This window comes from Pseudomonas sp. WS 5010, assembly GCF_012985565.1.
In the GTDB taxonomy this organism is placed as follows: domain Bacteria; phylum Pseudomonadota; class Gammaproteobacteria; order Pseudomonadales; family Pseudomonadaceae; genus Aquipseudomonas.
Window position 1 is genome coordinate 465,114 of sequence record NZ_JAAQWQ010000003.1, and the last position, 15,537, is coordinate 480,650.

Below are 15,537 nucleotides of genomic sequence, written 5' to 3' on the forward strand. Positions count from 1 at the left end.
GTTGCCCATGACTCCCTTGCCTGCACCGCTGCGTTGGCTGCATTCCCTGGAATGGCGCCGTGGCTTTTTCGACTGGGCGCGCAGTGACGGCGTGACCTGGGTGTATATCTTCAAAGTACTGATCGCCGCGTTCCTCACCCTGTGGCTGGCCATGCGCCTGGAGCTGCCGCAACCGCGTACCGCGATGATCACCGTGTTTATCGTGATGCAACCGCAAAGCGGCCAGGTGTTTGCCAAGAGCTTCTACCGCTTCCTCGGCACCTTGGCGGGGTCGGCGGTGATGGTGTTGCTGATCGCCCTGTTTGCGCAAAACACCGAGCTGTTCCTGGGCGCGCTGGCGATCTGGGTTGGCGTGTGTACGGCTGGCGCGACCCGCAACCGTAACTTTCGCGCCTATGGTTTTGTACTGGCCGGCTATACGGCGGCGATGGTCGGCCTGCCGGCGCTCGCCCACCCGGACGGCGCCTTTATGGCGGCGGTATGGCGGGTGCTGGAAATCTCCCTGGGGATTCTGTGTGCGACCTTGGTCAGTGCCGCGATCCTGCCGCAAACCAGCAGCGCGGCGATGCGCAACGCCTTGTACCAGCGCTTCGGCACCTTTGCGTTGTTTGTCACCGATGGCCTGCGCGGGCGCAGCCAGCGTGAAGGTTTTGAAAGCAGCAACGTGCGCTTTATCGCCGAAGCCGTGGGCCTGGAAGGGCTGCGCAGCGTCACCGTATTCGAAGACCCGCATATGCGTCGGCGCAATGGCCGGCTCAGTCGCTTGAACAGCGAATTCATGGGCATCACCACCCGGTTCAACGCCCTGCACCAGTTGCTTGAGCGCCTGCGCAGCGATGCCGCCGACCATGTGGTGGCCGCGATCAAGCCCGGCCTGCAGGACCTGGCCGAATTGCTCGATGGCTTCAGCGGGCGCGCCTTGACCAGCCCCGATGCTGCGCGCCTGGTGAGCCAACTGACGGCCTACAAGGAGAGCCTGCCGGCCAAGGTCCGCAGCCTGCGGGCGATGTTCCAGGAGAGCAGCCCCAGCGATGCCGAGCAGTTGGATTTTCACACCGCTTATGAGCTGCTGTACCGCTTTGTCGATGACCTGCACAACTACGCGCAAACCCACGCCTCCCTGGCCGAGCACAGCCACGAACGCGAGCACTGGGACGAGCCCTACACCCCGAAAACCAACTGGCTGGCCTGCGCTGCCTCGGGGATTCGCGCGTCATTCATTCTGCTGGTACTGGGCAGCTACTGGGTGGCCACGGCCTGGCCCAGCGGCGCGACCATGACCTTGATTGCCGCGGCCACCGTGGGCCTGTCGGCCGCCACGCCAAACCCCAAGCGCATGGCCTTCCAGATGGCCTGTGGGACATTGATCGGCGCGCTGGTGGGGTTTGTCGAAATGTTCTTCGTGTTTCCCTGGATCGACGGCTTTCCCTTGCTCTGCGTGATGCTCGCCCCGGTAATTGTGCTCGGCGCGTTCCTCTCGTCGCGCCCGCAATACGCCGGGGTTGGCCTTGGCTTGCTGATTTTCTTCAGCACCGGTTCGGTGCCGGATAACCTGACGATCTACAACCCCTACACCTTTATCAACGACTACATCGCCATGATCATCGGCATGCTGGTGTGTGCAGCGGCCGGGGCGATCATCCTGCCGCCCAACAGCCCGTGGCTGTGGCGCCGCCTGGAGCGCGACCTGCGCGAGCAAGTGGTATATGCCATCAGCGGCAAGCTCAAGGGCCTGGCCTCGGGTTTTGAAAGCCGCACCCGCGACCTGCTGCACCAGGCCTACGGCCTGGCCGCCGGCCAGCCCCTGGTGCAACGCAACCTGTTGCGCTGGATGTTCGTGGTGCTGGAGGTCGGCCACGCGATCATCGAATTGCGCAAGGAACAGGCGATCCTGCCGGTGCACCCGGCCTATGCCCAATCCCAGCCCTGGCGCCAGGCAATCCGGGTGATGGGGCGCTCGCTGGTGCGGCTGTTTTTGCAACCGAGCCAGAGCAACCTGGAGCGCGCGCTGGTGGCGGTCGATCACGCCATCAGCCGCGTGCAGGCCACCGACGAACCCTTCGCCCCCCACTTCGATACCTCGGCCCTGCGCCGGGTGAAAAGCTACCTGCACTTTATCCGCACCTCCCTGCTGGACCCGCAATCGCCCCTGGCTGCCTTCAAGCCTTCCGGAGTCGCCCATGCCTCGTGAAATCGCGTTCCACGGCATCTACATGCCGACCATGACCCTGATGTTCTTCATCGCTGCGGGACTGGCCTGGGCCCTGGATCGGTTCCTCGCAGGCTTTGACCTGTACCGTTTTTTCTGGCACCCGGCGCTGCTGCGCCTGAGCCTGTTCACCTGTCTTTTCGGCGCCATGGCGCTGACCGTCTACCGTTGAGAATGCCCCGATGAAAAAGTTTTTCAGCTTGCTCGCAACCCTGCTGGTGTTGGCCCTGGCGATCTGGATTGGCCGTACCCTATGGGTCCATTACATGCAGACCCCATGGACCCGCGATGGCCGGGTGCGCGCCGATATCATCAACGTGGCCGCGGATGTCACCGGCGAAGTGGTGGACGTGCCGGTGCGTGACAACCAGTTGGTGAAAAAGGGCGACCTACTGATGCAGATCGACCCCGAGCACTACCGCATCGCGGTCAAGCAGGCGCAATCTTTGGTTGCCTCACGCAAAGCCACCTGGGAGATGCGCAAGGTCAACGCCCACCGCCGCGCCGACCTCGACGCCCTGGTGATCTCCAAAGAGAACCGCGACGACGCCAGCAACATCGCCGACTCGGCCCTGGCCGACTACCAACATGCCCTGGCGCAACTGGAAGCGGCAGAGCTGAATTTGAAACGCACGCAAGTGCTGGCGGCCGTAGACGGCTATGTCACCAACCTCAACGTGCATCGCGGCGACTACGCACGCATTGGCGAAGCCAAGATGGCCGTAGTCGATATGAACTCGTTCTGGGTCTACGGCTTCTTCGAAGAAACCAAGCTGCCCCATGTGAAGGTCGGTGATAAAGCCGACATGCAACTGATGAGCGGCGAGACCCTCAAGGGCCACGTAGAAAGCATCTCCCGTGGCATCTACGACCGCGACAACCCCGAGAGCCGCGAACTGATCGCCGACGTGAACCCGACCTTCAACTGGGTACGCCTGGCCCAGCGAGTGCCGGTGCGCATTCATATTGATGAAGTGCCGCAGGGTGTGTTGTTGGCGGCGGGGATCACCTGCACGGTGATCGTCAACCAGGCACAAAACTAAACTTGTAGGCGTTGGCTTGCCGGCGATAGCGGCCTGTCAGCCATCCACCAGTTGACTGACACACCGTTATCGCCGGCAAGCCGGCTCCTACAGGGGAGGGTTATTGGCCCTGGATATAGGTCTCGTGCAGGTGCCGCCACAGCAGCGCGCCGCTGGCCTGCTTCTCGAACACCACGGTGGCGCGGCGGTCCGTTTGCGTGCCGCTGGCATCGATCTGGTGTTCGCGGTAGGTCACCGTGGCCCCGCGTGCATGGCGGTCGATGCCCGCCAGTTCACTCAAGGTGATTTTCAAGCCGGGCCGCATACCACCCAGGCGCGTGAACAGGGCCTTGACCCCGGCGGTATTGACCCGTGCGCCGGTGGCGGGGGCGATCATGCTGAACTCGGGGGAGAAGCGCGCCAGCAGGTTCTGCAGGGTGCCTTCGGGGGCTGTGCCGGCAAACCATTGCTCGATCTCGATGTGGGTCTGGATCACTTCTTCGAAAAAGTCGCTGTAATCAATCATCATTGAGGCTCGCAGGCAGGGTGAAGCAGTGCGCGAACCCTGGAGGTATCCAGGCTTGGCACTGCCAAGAGCGGCAGCAGTGTCAGGGCTGCCGCAATCAAGAAGGTCATGGTGAAGGAATCCGAGGCCGATAGCACGGCGCTGAGTGCCGCTGCACCCAGGCAAAAGCTCACTTGCCGATTGATATTCCACAGCGCGCTGGCGTGGCCCATGCGTTCGGCAGGAATATCCAGAAAGGCCAGGGTCTGCGCGGTGCTGCTGCACAGGCTGCCACCCAGGCCCATCAGGGCATAGGCGCCCACCAGCAGGGCGGGTTGGGCCGCATTGAGCAGCAGGATGCCGGCGCATTGCAAGGCCATGCCGGCCAGCAGCAATGGCTTGGGCCCGCACCGGCTGAACCACTGCTTGCTCAGGTAGATGGCCAGGGCCGAAGCCAGGGCCCACGGCAGCATCAAGGCCCCGGTGCGTGTCGCGTCGTATCCAAGGTCTCGCAGGTAGAGGATGGCGATCAGGCTGGTGCCGATAAATACGCCGGGGATGAACAGATACACCAGCATCGCCACTCGCAGCATCGGGTGGCGGATCTGGTTGAACAGACTCCCCAAAGCCAGGGCCGGTCGCGTGGTGGCGGGCACATCGGGTTTTATCCACAGCAGTGCCAGCAGCAGGGTCAGGAGGACCAATGGCAGGTTGGCGTAGAAAATCCAGCGCCACGACACCGTGTCCACCAGCAAGCCGCCCAGCGCCGGGGAGAGCGCCGGCACCAGCAGCGCCACCGACATCACTCGGGCCGTCAGTTGGTGACGCTGCCCAGGGGCAAAGTGTCGGTACGCCAAGGCCTGGCCCACCGGTATCAGCAATCCGCCCCCCAAGCCTTGCAACAGCCGCCAGCCGATCAAGGCCTGGATCGATTCGGCCTGGCCCACCAGCACCGATGCCATGCCAAACAGCCCCAGGCTCGCGGCGATCAACCGCCGCTCGCCCAGCACTGCGGCGAGCCAGACGCTCAGCGGGATAATCAGGGTCAGGCCGAGCAGGTACGCGTTGCTGATCCACGCCAATTGCGTGACCGAGGCCTGCAGTTCGTGGGCGATATCCGGGTAGGCGACGGTGGCGACAAACATGTTCCCCAGGTCCAGGGCGAACCCCAGTAAAAAGATCCAGGCGACTTTCGAGCGGTAGGTCATAGGGGTGATCCAGCGTTTGAGGCTGGCAGGGTAGGCCGGTCGCAGAGCTTGGGATACACGGGTTTGCCTGTTAGTTTGTCAAAAATATTTTGACAACGGGGGCGATGGCCATGGTTAGCCTGGACCGATTCGACACTTTCAAGGCTGTGGTCGAGGCCGGCTCGCTGACGGCCGCCGCCGATCTGCTGGGCCAGACCCGCGCGGTGGTCAGCTTCAATCTCAAACGTTTGGAAGCCGAACTGGGCGTCACCCTGCTCACCCGCAGTACCCGCCAACTGGCGCTCACCGATGCCGGTGAGCGTTTCTACCTGCGTTGTACACGCATGCTCGAAGAAGCACGGCTGGCGGTGGAAGAGGCACGCTCTGAACACGCCCAGCTCAAGGGCACGTTGCGCATCACCACGACTGTTGAATATGCGCTGGCGGTGGTCGCGCCCGCAGTGGAAGGTTTTCGCCGCCTGCACCCGGACCTCAACATCCACTTATCCACATCCTCGACCCATGCCGACCTGATCTGCGAAAGGTTTGACGTGGCGATCCGGCTGGGGCGCCTGGTGGACTCCAATCATCGTGCGGTGCAGTTATCCACTTACCAGGTATTTGCCGTCGCGGCGCCTGGTTTGGGTACCGCCCAAACGCTGGATGAACTGGAACAACTGCCCAAGCTGGGGCATGGCCGCTTGACCGAGTTGAGCGTGACCGACCCGGCAGGTGGCGAGCATCAATATCGCTCGGGCCCCAGTGCGCTGGTGGTTGACAGTGCTGCCGTGCTGCAGGCATTTGCCGTGCGCGGCCATGGCGTGGCGGTCCTGCCGCAGTGGCTGGTGCAGGCGGATCTGGACGCGGGGCGGCTGGTACGCCTGTTGCCGGATCATCGCTTCGCGCCCCAGGGGGTGTATGCGCTGTATCCGGACACGCGGCATTTACCGCTGAAGGTGCGGGCGTTTATTGATTTCATGAAATAGCGAAGCCCCTGTGCAGAGGGCAAGCCCGCTCGCCACAATGATCAAAGCGCTCCACTGAGCCCGAACCGCTTCTTCAACACCTTCTCCAACAACCCTTTGGGCAGCAGCGCCGCCATCAAGGGCAACGCCCGGCTGCCATTGCCCGAGCGCAGCAGGCGGGGTGGTTGACCCTGTTGCACGGCCTTGAGCACATCCGCTGCAAGCACGCTGGCCGGGGTCGGTTTGTCCTGGGAGGCCTGGGAGCGGGCGCGGATGTTTTCGCGCAGTGGCCACCATGGCGATTGTTCATTGATCAGCAATTCGGCCTGGGTGCCGGCGTTCTTGGCAAAGTGGGTGTTGATCGCCCCTGGCTGCACTTCCATGACCCGCACGCCAAACGGTGCGAGCTCCATGCGCAACGCGTCGCTCAAGGCATGCACGGCGGCCTTGGAAGCGCAGTAGGCGCCGGCAAATGGCGTGACCAGCACCCCGGACACACTGCCGATATTCACCACCAGCCCTTTGCGTGCGCGCAGGGCGGGGAACAGCGCCTGGGTCACGCCGACGATGGCGAACACGTTGGTCTCGAACTGGCGCTGCATGGCCTCGGTGCCACCGTCGAGCAGCGGGCCCATGGCGCCGTAGCCGGCGTTGTTGATCAACACATCCAGCTCGCCTACCTGTCCAGCCAGTTGCGCCAGGGCCGCGCCATCGTTGACGTCCAGTTGCACGGCCTGCAAGCCGGCAGTTGTGAGTGCGGCGACGTCTTCGGGGCGGCGGGCGCTGGCCCATACGTTGTAGCCGGCGGTTTTGAAGGCATCGGCCAGGGCCCGGCCAATGCCGCTGGAGCAACCGGTGATAAGCACGTTGGGCATGGATCAATCCTGTGCGGTTGTTAGTCGGAGAAGCTGCCTTGCAGGTGTTCGGCGCGAAACTCCAGGGTTTGCGGGCGGTAGCCGGGGCGCAGTGGCGGCACCGGCAGGCAATCTTCCCAGGTGGCGCCGGCCTGCAGCTCGCCGGGGCCGCGATAGCGCGGGGCAGCATAGACGTTATCAGCCAGGTTCACCGTATCACCCGGCGCATAGGCGCCGACGCGCCAGCGCAGTTCGGTCAGGGGGACGTCGTTGCCGTTGTTCAGCTTGAGCTGCAAGGGGCGGTCGGCGGGGCACTGCTCGGGGGCGTAGCTGATGCGCAGCTCCAGGCGCGCCAGTTGCGCGGCTTCGCGATTGTCCAGCCAGACCACCCACATCGCCACACAGCCCAGGCCCACAGCGGCGGCGAGGGATACCGGCAACGCCCTGGCCGGGTAGCGCAGCAGCAGGATCAGCCAGGTGATGATCAGTAGAACACCGAAGAACATGGGGGCAGCCTCGCGGATAGGTGAACCATCGTACCGTTGACAGCAGGCGGTTGCCTATCGGCTTGCGGTTGCCCGCACGCGGACACGCCCCGATACCTTGGCGCTGGAATCATGGGCGGCGTTCGCCTCACTTAAATATATACAGCCACAGAGCGACAACCGTTGATCTGCGGTCTTCTATAGACGTGCGGAGCACACACCCCATGAGCTTTCCCATACGAAACTTCTCTCCTCCCGCTTACCACCTCGTCGATGCCACCCAAGAGAGCAGTCCAACAAAACCTGCATCCAATACCCAATCACCCTCCGGCAGCAGTGACCTGGACCACCGTAATTCGCTGATCCTGACACTGGCCGGCCTGGAGCAAGGCATTACCACGGGCCGTATATCCAATAAGCGGATTTTTCCAGCCTTGCAGACGGCCAAGATCCAGTTGGCGCCGGATGCGCCACACTCAGGCCCGACCCTACACATCAGCCTTGCGCAATACATCACCGCCAATGGCTGGAGCGTTCCGCAAAACCGCGAAGAGCTCAGCCAACTCAGGCAGACCGTATCGTCCCTAGAGCCCACAGCCACCTCCAATGCCTACGCAGTCATTACCGAGCAGGTGGCCAGGGCCAATCTGGAGAAAGCCAAGTTCAAGTCCATTGCGCTGGATACCGCGGTGGCATTTCCCGATGTGCGCCAAGAAGCCAAAAAGCTGGCGCAAGCTATTGTGTTCCAGTTGACCGGAACCCATGTGGACGCCGACAAGACCTATTTGAATCGGTTTGACGCATCACAATCTGCGGCCACCGTTACCGGTTGGGAACACTTGAAGGAAGAGCCCACTTCATCCATCACGTTGACCGACGCGGTATTGAAGAACTTTTCCGAGCACGACGGGATTCCCGGCACTCTGGACTCGGAAGCAGGTTTGTATAAAGACGGCCCCGGGCAAAGCCAAAAAGCCGGCTACGGTGCTCATAACCAAATCCCCCTGAAGCCTTCGGACTTCATGACGGCCCTGTGGAAGTCCGATTTCCAGACAAGCATGTCCGAAAAAATCCACAGCTTCTGGAAAGACCACGCCGACGACTACCGCACCGTTCAGAAAGGCATATTCATCTATAAGGCCGGCGAGCAACTCAAGGCCCAGGAGGCCAGGCTACCGGCTGAGCGAGCGCTGCAGCCGGCCGAGCATGAGTTCACCCACAGCGACTATCAACGGCTGATGAAGGCTGTTACCGGTGAGGCATTGGCTGAAGACCAGCCCCTGACCGTCGACAAATTGCAGGCGAAGTCCCCGGTAAGTGGCGACGTCCAGGTCCATACCTTCGATATCAATGGTTTTCAATCCAGTGACATTGTGCGTTTTACCCTGCCCGGGGAGGGCTCCCCAAAATATGTCAACGGTCGGCTGGACGGCGTGCAGATTCTCTATATCCCTGATGCCCAGCCGGCTTTTCTCAAGTTCGCCTCGCTGGAAAAAATGGATCAATGGGTCAGCGAGCAGGCCAGGACGCCCCAGTCGCGCACCGCCCTGGAGTCGCACTTTTCCCTGGCTGATCGGCAGAACAGCGATACCGGGGGATTTGGCAGCACCTTGCTCAACGCAATAGTACCGCTGAGCTCCCTGGTGCCTGATATCCGTCCCAAAGATGGCCTGGATACCACGTTGGAGTACCTCGGTACGGCAAGTGTCAGCGATCAGGAGGGCAGCGTCATTGACCGCGGCAACTTCGCGATCAAGGGCGATGTGTTCAGCCACATGGCGGACCTGAGCCAGCAGCGCATGAACAACGATGCAGACACCGCGATCAAATCCAACAGCCAAGTCACGCGTGACACCTGGCTCAACGACATTTCGGTCGGAGCACAATTGCTGCTCAAACTGGCGCCGTTGGGCGCACCGGTCGCCGCTGCCGCCGTGGTCGCAGGCCTCACGGAAATTGTACTGGGCAGCGAAAAGGAGGCGTCGGGCGACACCCAGGCCGAGCGCCGTGATGGGGCGTCGAAGACGTTCGACGCAATGCTCAACACCTTGTTCTCTTCCGTGGGTACCGGCTCGGCAGCCGAAGACCCCTTTGCACTGCCCACTGAAGAGCCGGCAGTCCTTGAACTCGCCAACGCGGGTGTCGATGTGCCCAATCTGTTGCGACCGTCACAAGCGGGCAATCTGAGCGCCTATGTCGTCGCGGATGGCGAGGCATTGCTCGCCAGGAGCACCCTCAATAGCAAAGGGATTTATCAATTCAAGGACGAGGCGGGAGCCGATCGGTGGTTTATCCGTTACACCGATCAGTCAGGTATTGCCAATACGTATGAGATCAAAAGTGATTTCAAACTCAGTGACGGTTACGTCCAGATTGTTGACCCTCTGACGGGTAAACCCGTACTGACCGTCGAAGCGGGGGCGAATGGCGAATGGCGTTCGAGCAGGATGCTTGGGGGGAACAAACAAGCCAAGGGTGTCAACGCTTCCCGAGAACGCCCGGCCGGGTCCGGCCCGCTGGCATCAAGCTCAGCGGCGAATCAAGCATTGGTCAATCATCAGGATTGGCAATCGATCGTCGACTCGGGCACCTACAACGGCAAGCCCGTTTACATTCACTACACCAGCAAGGCAGGTTCAGAAGCCATCGCCCGCGAGCACAGTATCAACGATCTGGCGCGTGGTGAACGGCGCGCGGGTTCCAAGGGCGGGGTGTACGTTAACCCTCCAGGCCAGCAATTCAACAGTGAAAACGTTGAGAACCTGCTGTTCCTAGGCAATGAACGCTACGTGGGCAGTGGCGACTACATGGTGATATTCAGCTCTGAGCAGGCGCCCACGGATCTAGGCCCGGTCACCGCAGGCAGTCCGTTTGTTGAGCTTAAGATGCCCAAGGAAATCAAGCTGACGCCGTCGAACTTCCTGTATCTGGGGACGAACACGTTCAAGGACTATTTCCAATGAAGGCTGCCACCCTGGGAGGGTGATCAATGCCGCACTCAGAAAAAGCCCCCACTCAACCCACTGCGGATAGGGGACGCAATGGGCCGGGCGAGGGCTTTTTGTTCTGCGGTATTACTGCGCGATGGTTTTTACCGAAACGCCACGCTCGATCGGGGTCGAGCGCCCGTAGATATCTTCAAACCGCTCGATATCGTCCTCGCCCAGGTAACTGCCCGATTGCACTTCGATGATCTCCAACGGGATCTTGCCCGGGTTGCGCAAGCGATGCACCGAGGCAATCGGGATGTAGGTGGACTGGTTCTCGCAGAGCAGGAACACGTTTTCGTCGCAGGTCACTTCGGCGGTGCCGCTGACCACGATCCAGTGTTCGGCGCGGTGGTGGTGCATCTGTAGCGACAGGCACGCGCCGGGCTTGACCGAGATGTGCTTGACCTGGAAACGCCCGCCCATGTCCACCGAGTCGTAGGAGCCCCACGGGCGGTACACCTCGCAGTGGTTCTGGGTCTCGCTGCGCCCCTGTTCGTTGAGGGTGTTGACCATCTGCTTGACGCCCTGGACCTTGTCCTTGTGGGCAATCATCATCGCGTCCTTGGTTTCCACCACCACGATGTTTTCCAGGCCGATCACCGACACCAGCTTGCCGTTGCCGTGGATCATGCAGTTCTTGCTGTCCTGGATCACCACGTCGCCCTTGGTCACGTTGCCGTTGGCGTCCTTGTCGTTGACCGCCCACAGCGAAGCCCAGCAACCCACGTCGCTCCAGCCGGCGCTCAGCGGCACCACGCAGGCGCGCTGGGTTTTTTCCATCACCGCGTAGTCGATGGAATTGTCCGGGCAGCAGGCGAAGGTGGCTTCGTCGAAGGTCACGGTGTCGGCGGTGTGTTCGCTGCGCTCCAGGGTCAGCACGCAGGTGTCGTAGATGTCCGGGTCGTGCTTTTTCAGCTCTTCGAGGAAGCGGCTGGCGCGAAACAGGAACATGCCGCTGTTCCAGAAGTAACCGCCGCTCTTGACGAACTCGACGGCGCGTTTTTCATCGGGTTTTTCGACGAACTGCTGCACGCGGCTGACGCCTTCGGGCAGCAGTGAATCGTTGGTGGACTTGATGTAGCCGTAGCCGGTTTCCGGGCGGGTGGCCGGCACGCCGAACAGCACCATCTCGCCACGCTCGGCGGCCACGGTGGCCAGGGCCAGGGCGCGTTGCAGGGCTTTTTGATCGTCCAGTACGTGGTCGGCAGGCAGGACCAGCATCAGCTCGTCACGGCCTTCGTTGACCAGCATCATCGCGGTCAGGGCCACGGCCGGCGCGGTGTTGCGCCCGAACGGTTCCATCAGGATGCGCTGACTGTCGAGCTTGCGAGTGCTCAGTTGCTCATTGACGATAAAGCGGTGGTCCTTGTTGCAGACGATGATCGGTGCGTCCATGCCTTCGAACACCAGGCGCTCCAGGGTTTGCTGGAACAGCGTGTGCTCGCCGGTCAGGGCGAGGAACTGTTTAGGGAACTGTTTACGGGAAAGCGGCCAAAGACGTGAGCCGCTACCACCGGAAAGGATTACTGGGATCATGTGTTTCTCCTTGAATCGATTTGGGTCAGAGCTACGAAGGTTTGTCGTTTCACTCTTGTTTTTGTCTCGGTCCTGAGTCGACACGCGGACAGTGTGGGAGCTGGCTTGCCTGCGATAGCGCCTTCAAGACCGCCATCGCTGGCAAGCCAGCTCCCACAAGGGGGCGTCTCAACTCAGGGAAATCATCAACGGGTCGACACGGGGCGCTTGACCCACACTGGCGACAGGTTGCTGCCGGAGCCGGTGACATACAGCACCGCCGCCTCACCACGTTCCAGGGCCACCGGCTTCACGTCGCCAACCTTCTTGTCGCCGTCGTACAGCGCCAGGCTGACCTTCACCGGGTTGATCTCGCGCTCGCCACGGCCCTTGGCGGCCACGGCCTTGACCACGTCGGTCTTGCCGTCGGCGGTCTTGAGGGTCAGGGCCTTGTCGCTGAGGTTCTGCACGCGCACCAGGGATTTCTGCTTGTTCTTGAACGGCGGTTCTTCGATCAGTTGCGGCTGGCCAGTGCTGCTGTTGACCAGGGTGTAGTAGTGATCGGCGGCCAGCTTGACCGTGACGTTCTGGCTACCGACCTTGGCGCTGTAGTCGCCGCCCGGCAGGAAGCTGAAGTCGCTGCTGGCCAGCGGTGCCACATCGCTCAGCGCGGTGTTGCCGACGCTGGCGCTGACTTCCTGGTTGCTGGCGTTGAACAGGCGCACGAAACTGGAGCCTTTTGGCGCAACGGGGCCGTAGAGGGCGGCGTCACCGGCGAAGACGGACATTGATACGAAGCTCATGCCGGCAGCCAGGGCCAGGGTCTTGGCGAGACGACGCGGATTAGTAGTGAAAGTCATGTGAGTTACCTCTCTTTCAGTTTTGCGCCCGGTCGGGCGTCTCGGATTTTTCGGTTTTAACAGGGGTGTTGCTTGCCATGTTCTGTTGGCGCGTACCGGCGTGTTTGAGCTGCGCGACCCACTTGGGGTCGGCCTCGCCGATTTCGTTGTTCACCGGTAGATAGCGTTCAGGAAACTCCCAGATCAGCACTTGCGGCGGGCTGTTCTTGAAGTCAGCGCTTTTCAGGTAGCTGAGCATCGGCAGGATCGGGCCGTGGCCGTCTTCGGAGTAGTTCACCACTTCGCTGCCCAGGGCTTGCTTCAGGGCACCGACGAAGTTCCAGTTGGGGTTGGCGCTGTAGCTGGTGCCCACCAGGGCCACCGGCATTTCGCTGTCGGCAAACAGCGCGTCGTCGCCTGCGGCCTGGGCCTGCACCGCGTGGGTCACGCGTTTTTGCAGGGGCTCCTTGGGCGGCATCAGGTTTTCGAACAACGGGTCCAGGGGCAGGAACAGGCGCAGGTCACCGCTGTGGGGGGCGATGCCCTCGGCGTCGGTGACAAAACGCTGGGGTTCGCCGCTGAGCAGGGTCTTGGCGTTGATCACACGGGCCAATTGCTTGGCGGCAACTTCGGCGCCATCCGGGGTCCAGTGGGTGTCGGTGCGCAGGAACACTTGCTGGCCATGGAGCTTGGCCTGTTGCAGCGGGCCCAGCAGGTCGGGAGCGAGGATCTTGTCGGCGGCCACCTGGGCATGGAAGTCCTGGTAGAGCCCGGCATGAATGCTCGCCGGCTGCACTTCACCCAGGTGCTCGGGGTACAGGCGCACCTTGGCCGGGACAATCGCCATCACCAACTGCACGCCCTTGGCCTTGAGGGTCTGGCGCACGCCTTCGACCAGGGCGTAGTTGTCTTGCAGGTTCTGCTCTTCGTTGACGGCGGGGTTGAACTCTTCGTCGCTGTACAGCCAGTGATCGCGACCCAGCACCACGCCGGGGCGGCCTTCGTTGAACAGCTTGTAGTCCAGCGCCGCCCAGAGGTTGGTGCCCAGGCGCTTGATCGGGAACTCATCGTCGTAATGGGTTTCGACCGCCTTGGCCCAGCGCCCGTTGAGCACGGTGGCGTCGGCGTTGGTATTGAAACCGAAGAAACTGCGCACCGACCACGCGCCCAGGGCCATGAGCAGGGTCATGAACAGCGCGGCGTAGAGGATGCGGAATGAACGGGTCATGGTCGGCTCCCTCAGAATTGGAAGTAAAGGAACGGCGAGAAGCTTTGCGCCGAGAGTTTGAGAATCGACGCCACGAACAGCAGCAGGATCAGGGCGCGCATGGCGTAGCGGGGCCAGTCAGCGGTCCAGTAGGCCGGTTGCACGGCGGCGTTGCTGCCGACGCTGAAACCGGGCTCCTGGATGCTGCCGGGGTTATCCCCAGGCACTGCCTTGATCAGGCTCGGATCAGCCGGCTTGGCCTTGTCGGCCGGGCGATTGCTGTAGAAGTCGCGCAGGCCGAAGAACGCCAGCGTGGCGTAGGCCACCACCATGGTCGCCACTTGCAGGCCCGTCAGGTTGGCGCGGTTGAGTTCCGACAGCGACCACTCGCCAAAGCTGAACATCGCGCCGTACATGCGCCCGGCGACGTGCAGGTTTTCGGCACGGAAGATCACCCAGCCCATCACCACCAGCAGGAAGGTGAAGGCCCAGCGCACCGGGTTGAAGCTGCGTGGCGAGGTGTTGAGGCCGATGGCTTTTTCAATCGCCAGCCACATGCCGTGCCAGGCGCCCCAGACGATGTAGGTGATGTTCGCGCCGTGCCACAGGCCACCCAGCAGCATGGTCAGGAACAGGTTGCGATAGGTGGTCAGGGTGCCTTTGCGGTTGCCGCCCAGGGTGATGTACAGGTAATCACGCAGCCAGGTGGACAGGCTGATATGCCAGCGCCGCCAGAACTCGGTGATCGACTGGCTGATATACGGCTGCTTGAAGTTCTCCATAAAGCGGAAGCCCATCATCAAGCCCAGGCCGATGGCCATGTCGCTGTAGCCGGAGAAGTCGAAGTACAGCTGTGCGGTATACGCCAGCGCGCCGAGCCAGGCGTCACCGGTGGTGGGGTTTTGCAGGGCAAAGCAATGATCGGCCACCACCGCCAGGGTGTCGGCGATAAACACCTTCTTGATAAAACCCTGCATGAACCGCGTGCAGCCCTCGGAGAACTTATCCAGGGTGTGGGTACGGTTGTTGAACTGGTCGGCCAGGTCGCGAAAACGCAGCACGGGGCCGGCAATCAGGTGCGGGAAGATCGCCACGAACGCCGCAAAGTCGATGAGGTTGCGGGTGGCCGGGGTATCGCCGCGGTACACGTCGATGATGTAGCTGATGGACTCGAAGATGTAGAACGAGATCCCGATCGGCAACAGCACATGGGTCAGGATAAACGGCTCCAGGCCCGCCGATTTCATCATCAGGTTGATGCTGTCGACACCGAAGTTGGCGTACTTGAAGTAGCCGAGGATGCACAGGTCGACCGCCACGCCGAGCAGCAGCCAGCGCTGGGCCGGTTTGGTGCGCACGCCCGCGGCACCGACCTTGAGGCCGATCCAGTAGTTCCACAGGGTCACGGCGGCGAACAGCGCCAGGAAGTCCACTCGCCACCAGGCGTAGAACACGTAGCTGGCAATCAGCAGCAGCAGATTGCGATAGCGTTGCCCGCTCAAATAGTACAAGCCGAGAAAGATCGGCAAGAACAGAAACAGGAACACATTGGACGAGAAAACCATCCCGATCTCTCCATGTTTAACCAACAGTCAAGGGCCAACGGCCCCCCCAAACCCCCCACGAAAAACCGGGGAGGGTGGTACTACATTTGCACTGACGAAACGGGGTCTCTGTGGGAGCTGGCTTGCCTGCGATAACGGTGTGTCAGTTGAAATCAATGCTGAATGTCAGACCGCTATCGCGGGCAAGCCCGCTC

13 protein-coding genes are annotated in these 15,537 nt (G+C 61.8%); 5 read left to right on the top strand and 8 right to left on the bottom strand.

The genetic code is table 11. The annotated features are described in order from the left end of the window. Nucleotides 1–7: 7 nt before the first annotated feature. The 3 genes from HBO11_RS11060 to HBO11_RS11070 are packed head-to-tail and all read left to right on the top strand — an operon-like array spanning nt 8 to nt 3,252. Nucleotides 8–2,191, top strand: coding sequence for an FUSC family protein (locus HBO11_RS11060; protein WP_169954561.1), 2,184 nt, complete (start codon nt 8–10; stop codon nt 2,189–2,191). Then, on the top strand, nt 2,181–2,381 hold the full coding sequence (locus HBO11_RS11065; protein ID WP_029297878.1) for a DUF1656 domain-containing protein: 201 nt from the start codon (nt 2,181–2,183) through the stop codon (nt 2,379–2,381). The genes HBO11_RS11060 and HBO11_RS11065 overlap by 11 nt, the downstream gene beginning before the upstream one ends. Before the next feature lie 10 nt (nt 2,382–2,391). Further along, nucleotides 2,392–3,252 carry an HlyD family secretion protein gene (locus HBO11_RS11070; RefSeq protein ID WP_169954560.1) on the top strand — a complete coding sequence of 287 codons (861 nt, stop codon included), beginning with the start codon at nt 2,392–2,394 and terminating at the stop codon, nt 3,250–3,252. Between the two features lie 100 nt (nt 3,253–3,352). Here the strand turns inward: HBO11_RS11070 and HBO11_RS11075 are convergent, their stop codons facing one another. Together HBO11_RS11075 and HBO11_RS11080 are read right to left on the bottom strand one after the other, a co-directional pair. Then, a complete protein-coding gene (locus HBO11_RS11075) occupies nt 3,353–3,757 on the bottom strand; it encodes a DUF4440 domain-containing protein (protein WP_169954570.1) in 405 nt (134 codons plus the stop codon). Then, on the bottom strand, nt 3,757–4,944 hold the full coding sequence (locus HBO11_RS11080; RefSeq protein WP_169954559.1) for an MFS transporter: 1,188 nt from the start codon (nt 4,942–4,944) through the stop codon (nt 3,757–3,759). Before HBO11_RS11080 ends, HBO11_RS11075 begins: the two co-directional genes overlap by 1 nt. A 110-nt stretch (nt 4,945–5,054) precedes the next feature. Between HBO11_RS11080 and HBO11_RS11085 the strand changes: the two genes are divergently transcribed. Beyond that, nucleotides 5,055–5,909 (top strand): LysR family transcriptional regulator, encoded by an 855-nt coding sequence (locus HBO11_RS11085; protein ID WP_169954558.1) that lies wholly within the window; start codon nt 5,055–5,057, stop codon nt 5,907–5,909. 41 nt (nt 5,910–5,950) lie between these two features. On the opposite strand, the gene HBO11_RS11090 is transcribed toward HBO11_RS11085, so the two are convergent. Beyond that, entirely contained in the window at nt 5,951–6,763 is an 813-nt protein-coding gene (locus tag HBO11_RS11090; protein ID WP_169954557.1) for an SDR family oxidoreductase, read from the bottom strand. A gap of 20 nt (nt 6,764–6,783) precedes the next feature. Then, a complete protein-coding gene (locus tag HBO11_RS11095; protein ID WP_169954556.1) occupies nt 6,784–7,248 on the bottom strand; it encodes a multidrug transporter in 465 nt (154 codons plus the stop codon). Between the two features lie 203 nt (nt 7,249–7,451). Between HBO11_RS11095 and HBO11_RS11100 the strand changes: the two genes are divergently transcribed. Continuing rightward, entirely contained in the window at nt 7,452–10,190 is a 2,739-nt protein-coding gene (locus tag HBO11_RS11100; protein WP_169954555.1) for a DUF6543 domain-containing protein, read from the top strand. Nucleotides 10,191–10,301: 111 nt separating this feature from the next. Here HBO11_RS11100 and HBO11_RS11105 read toward each other — a convergent pair whose 3' ends face one another. The 4 genes from HBO11_RS11105 to HBO11_RS11120 form a co-directional block, all read right to left on the bottom strand. Further along, complete coding sequence (locus tag HBO11_RS11105; RefSeq protein ID WP_169954554.1) at nt 10,302–11,753, bottom strand: mannose-1-phosphate guanylyltransferase/mannose-6-phosphate isomerase; 1,452 nt, start codon at nt 11,751–11,753, stop codon at nt 10,302–10,304. A gap of 185 nt (nt 11,754–11,938) precedes the next feature. Next, nucleotides 11,939–12,592: an alginate O-acetyltransferase AlgF gene (locus tag HBO11_RS11110; RefSeq protein ID WP_169954553.1), complete on the bottom strand. Its 654-nt coding sequence runs from the start codon at nt 12,590–12,592 to the stop codon at nt 11,939–11,941. Between the two features lie 16 nt (nt 12,593–12,608). Further along, a complete protein-coding gene (locus HBO11_RS11115; RefSeq protein ID WP_169954552.1) occupies nt 12,609–13,799 on the bottom strand; it encodes an alginate O-acetyltransferase in 1,191 nt (396 codons plus the stop codon). 11 nt (nt 13,800–13,810) lie between these two features. After that, the gene (locus HBO11_RS11120) at nt 13,811–15,343 is read right to left on the bottom strand and encodes an MBOAT family protein (RefSeq protein WP_169954551.1); all 1,533 of its coding nucleotides are present in this window, start codon (nt 15,341–15,343) and stop codon (nt 13,811–13,813) included. Between the last annotated feature and the right edge of the window lie 194 nt (nt 15,344–15,537).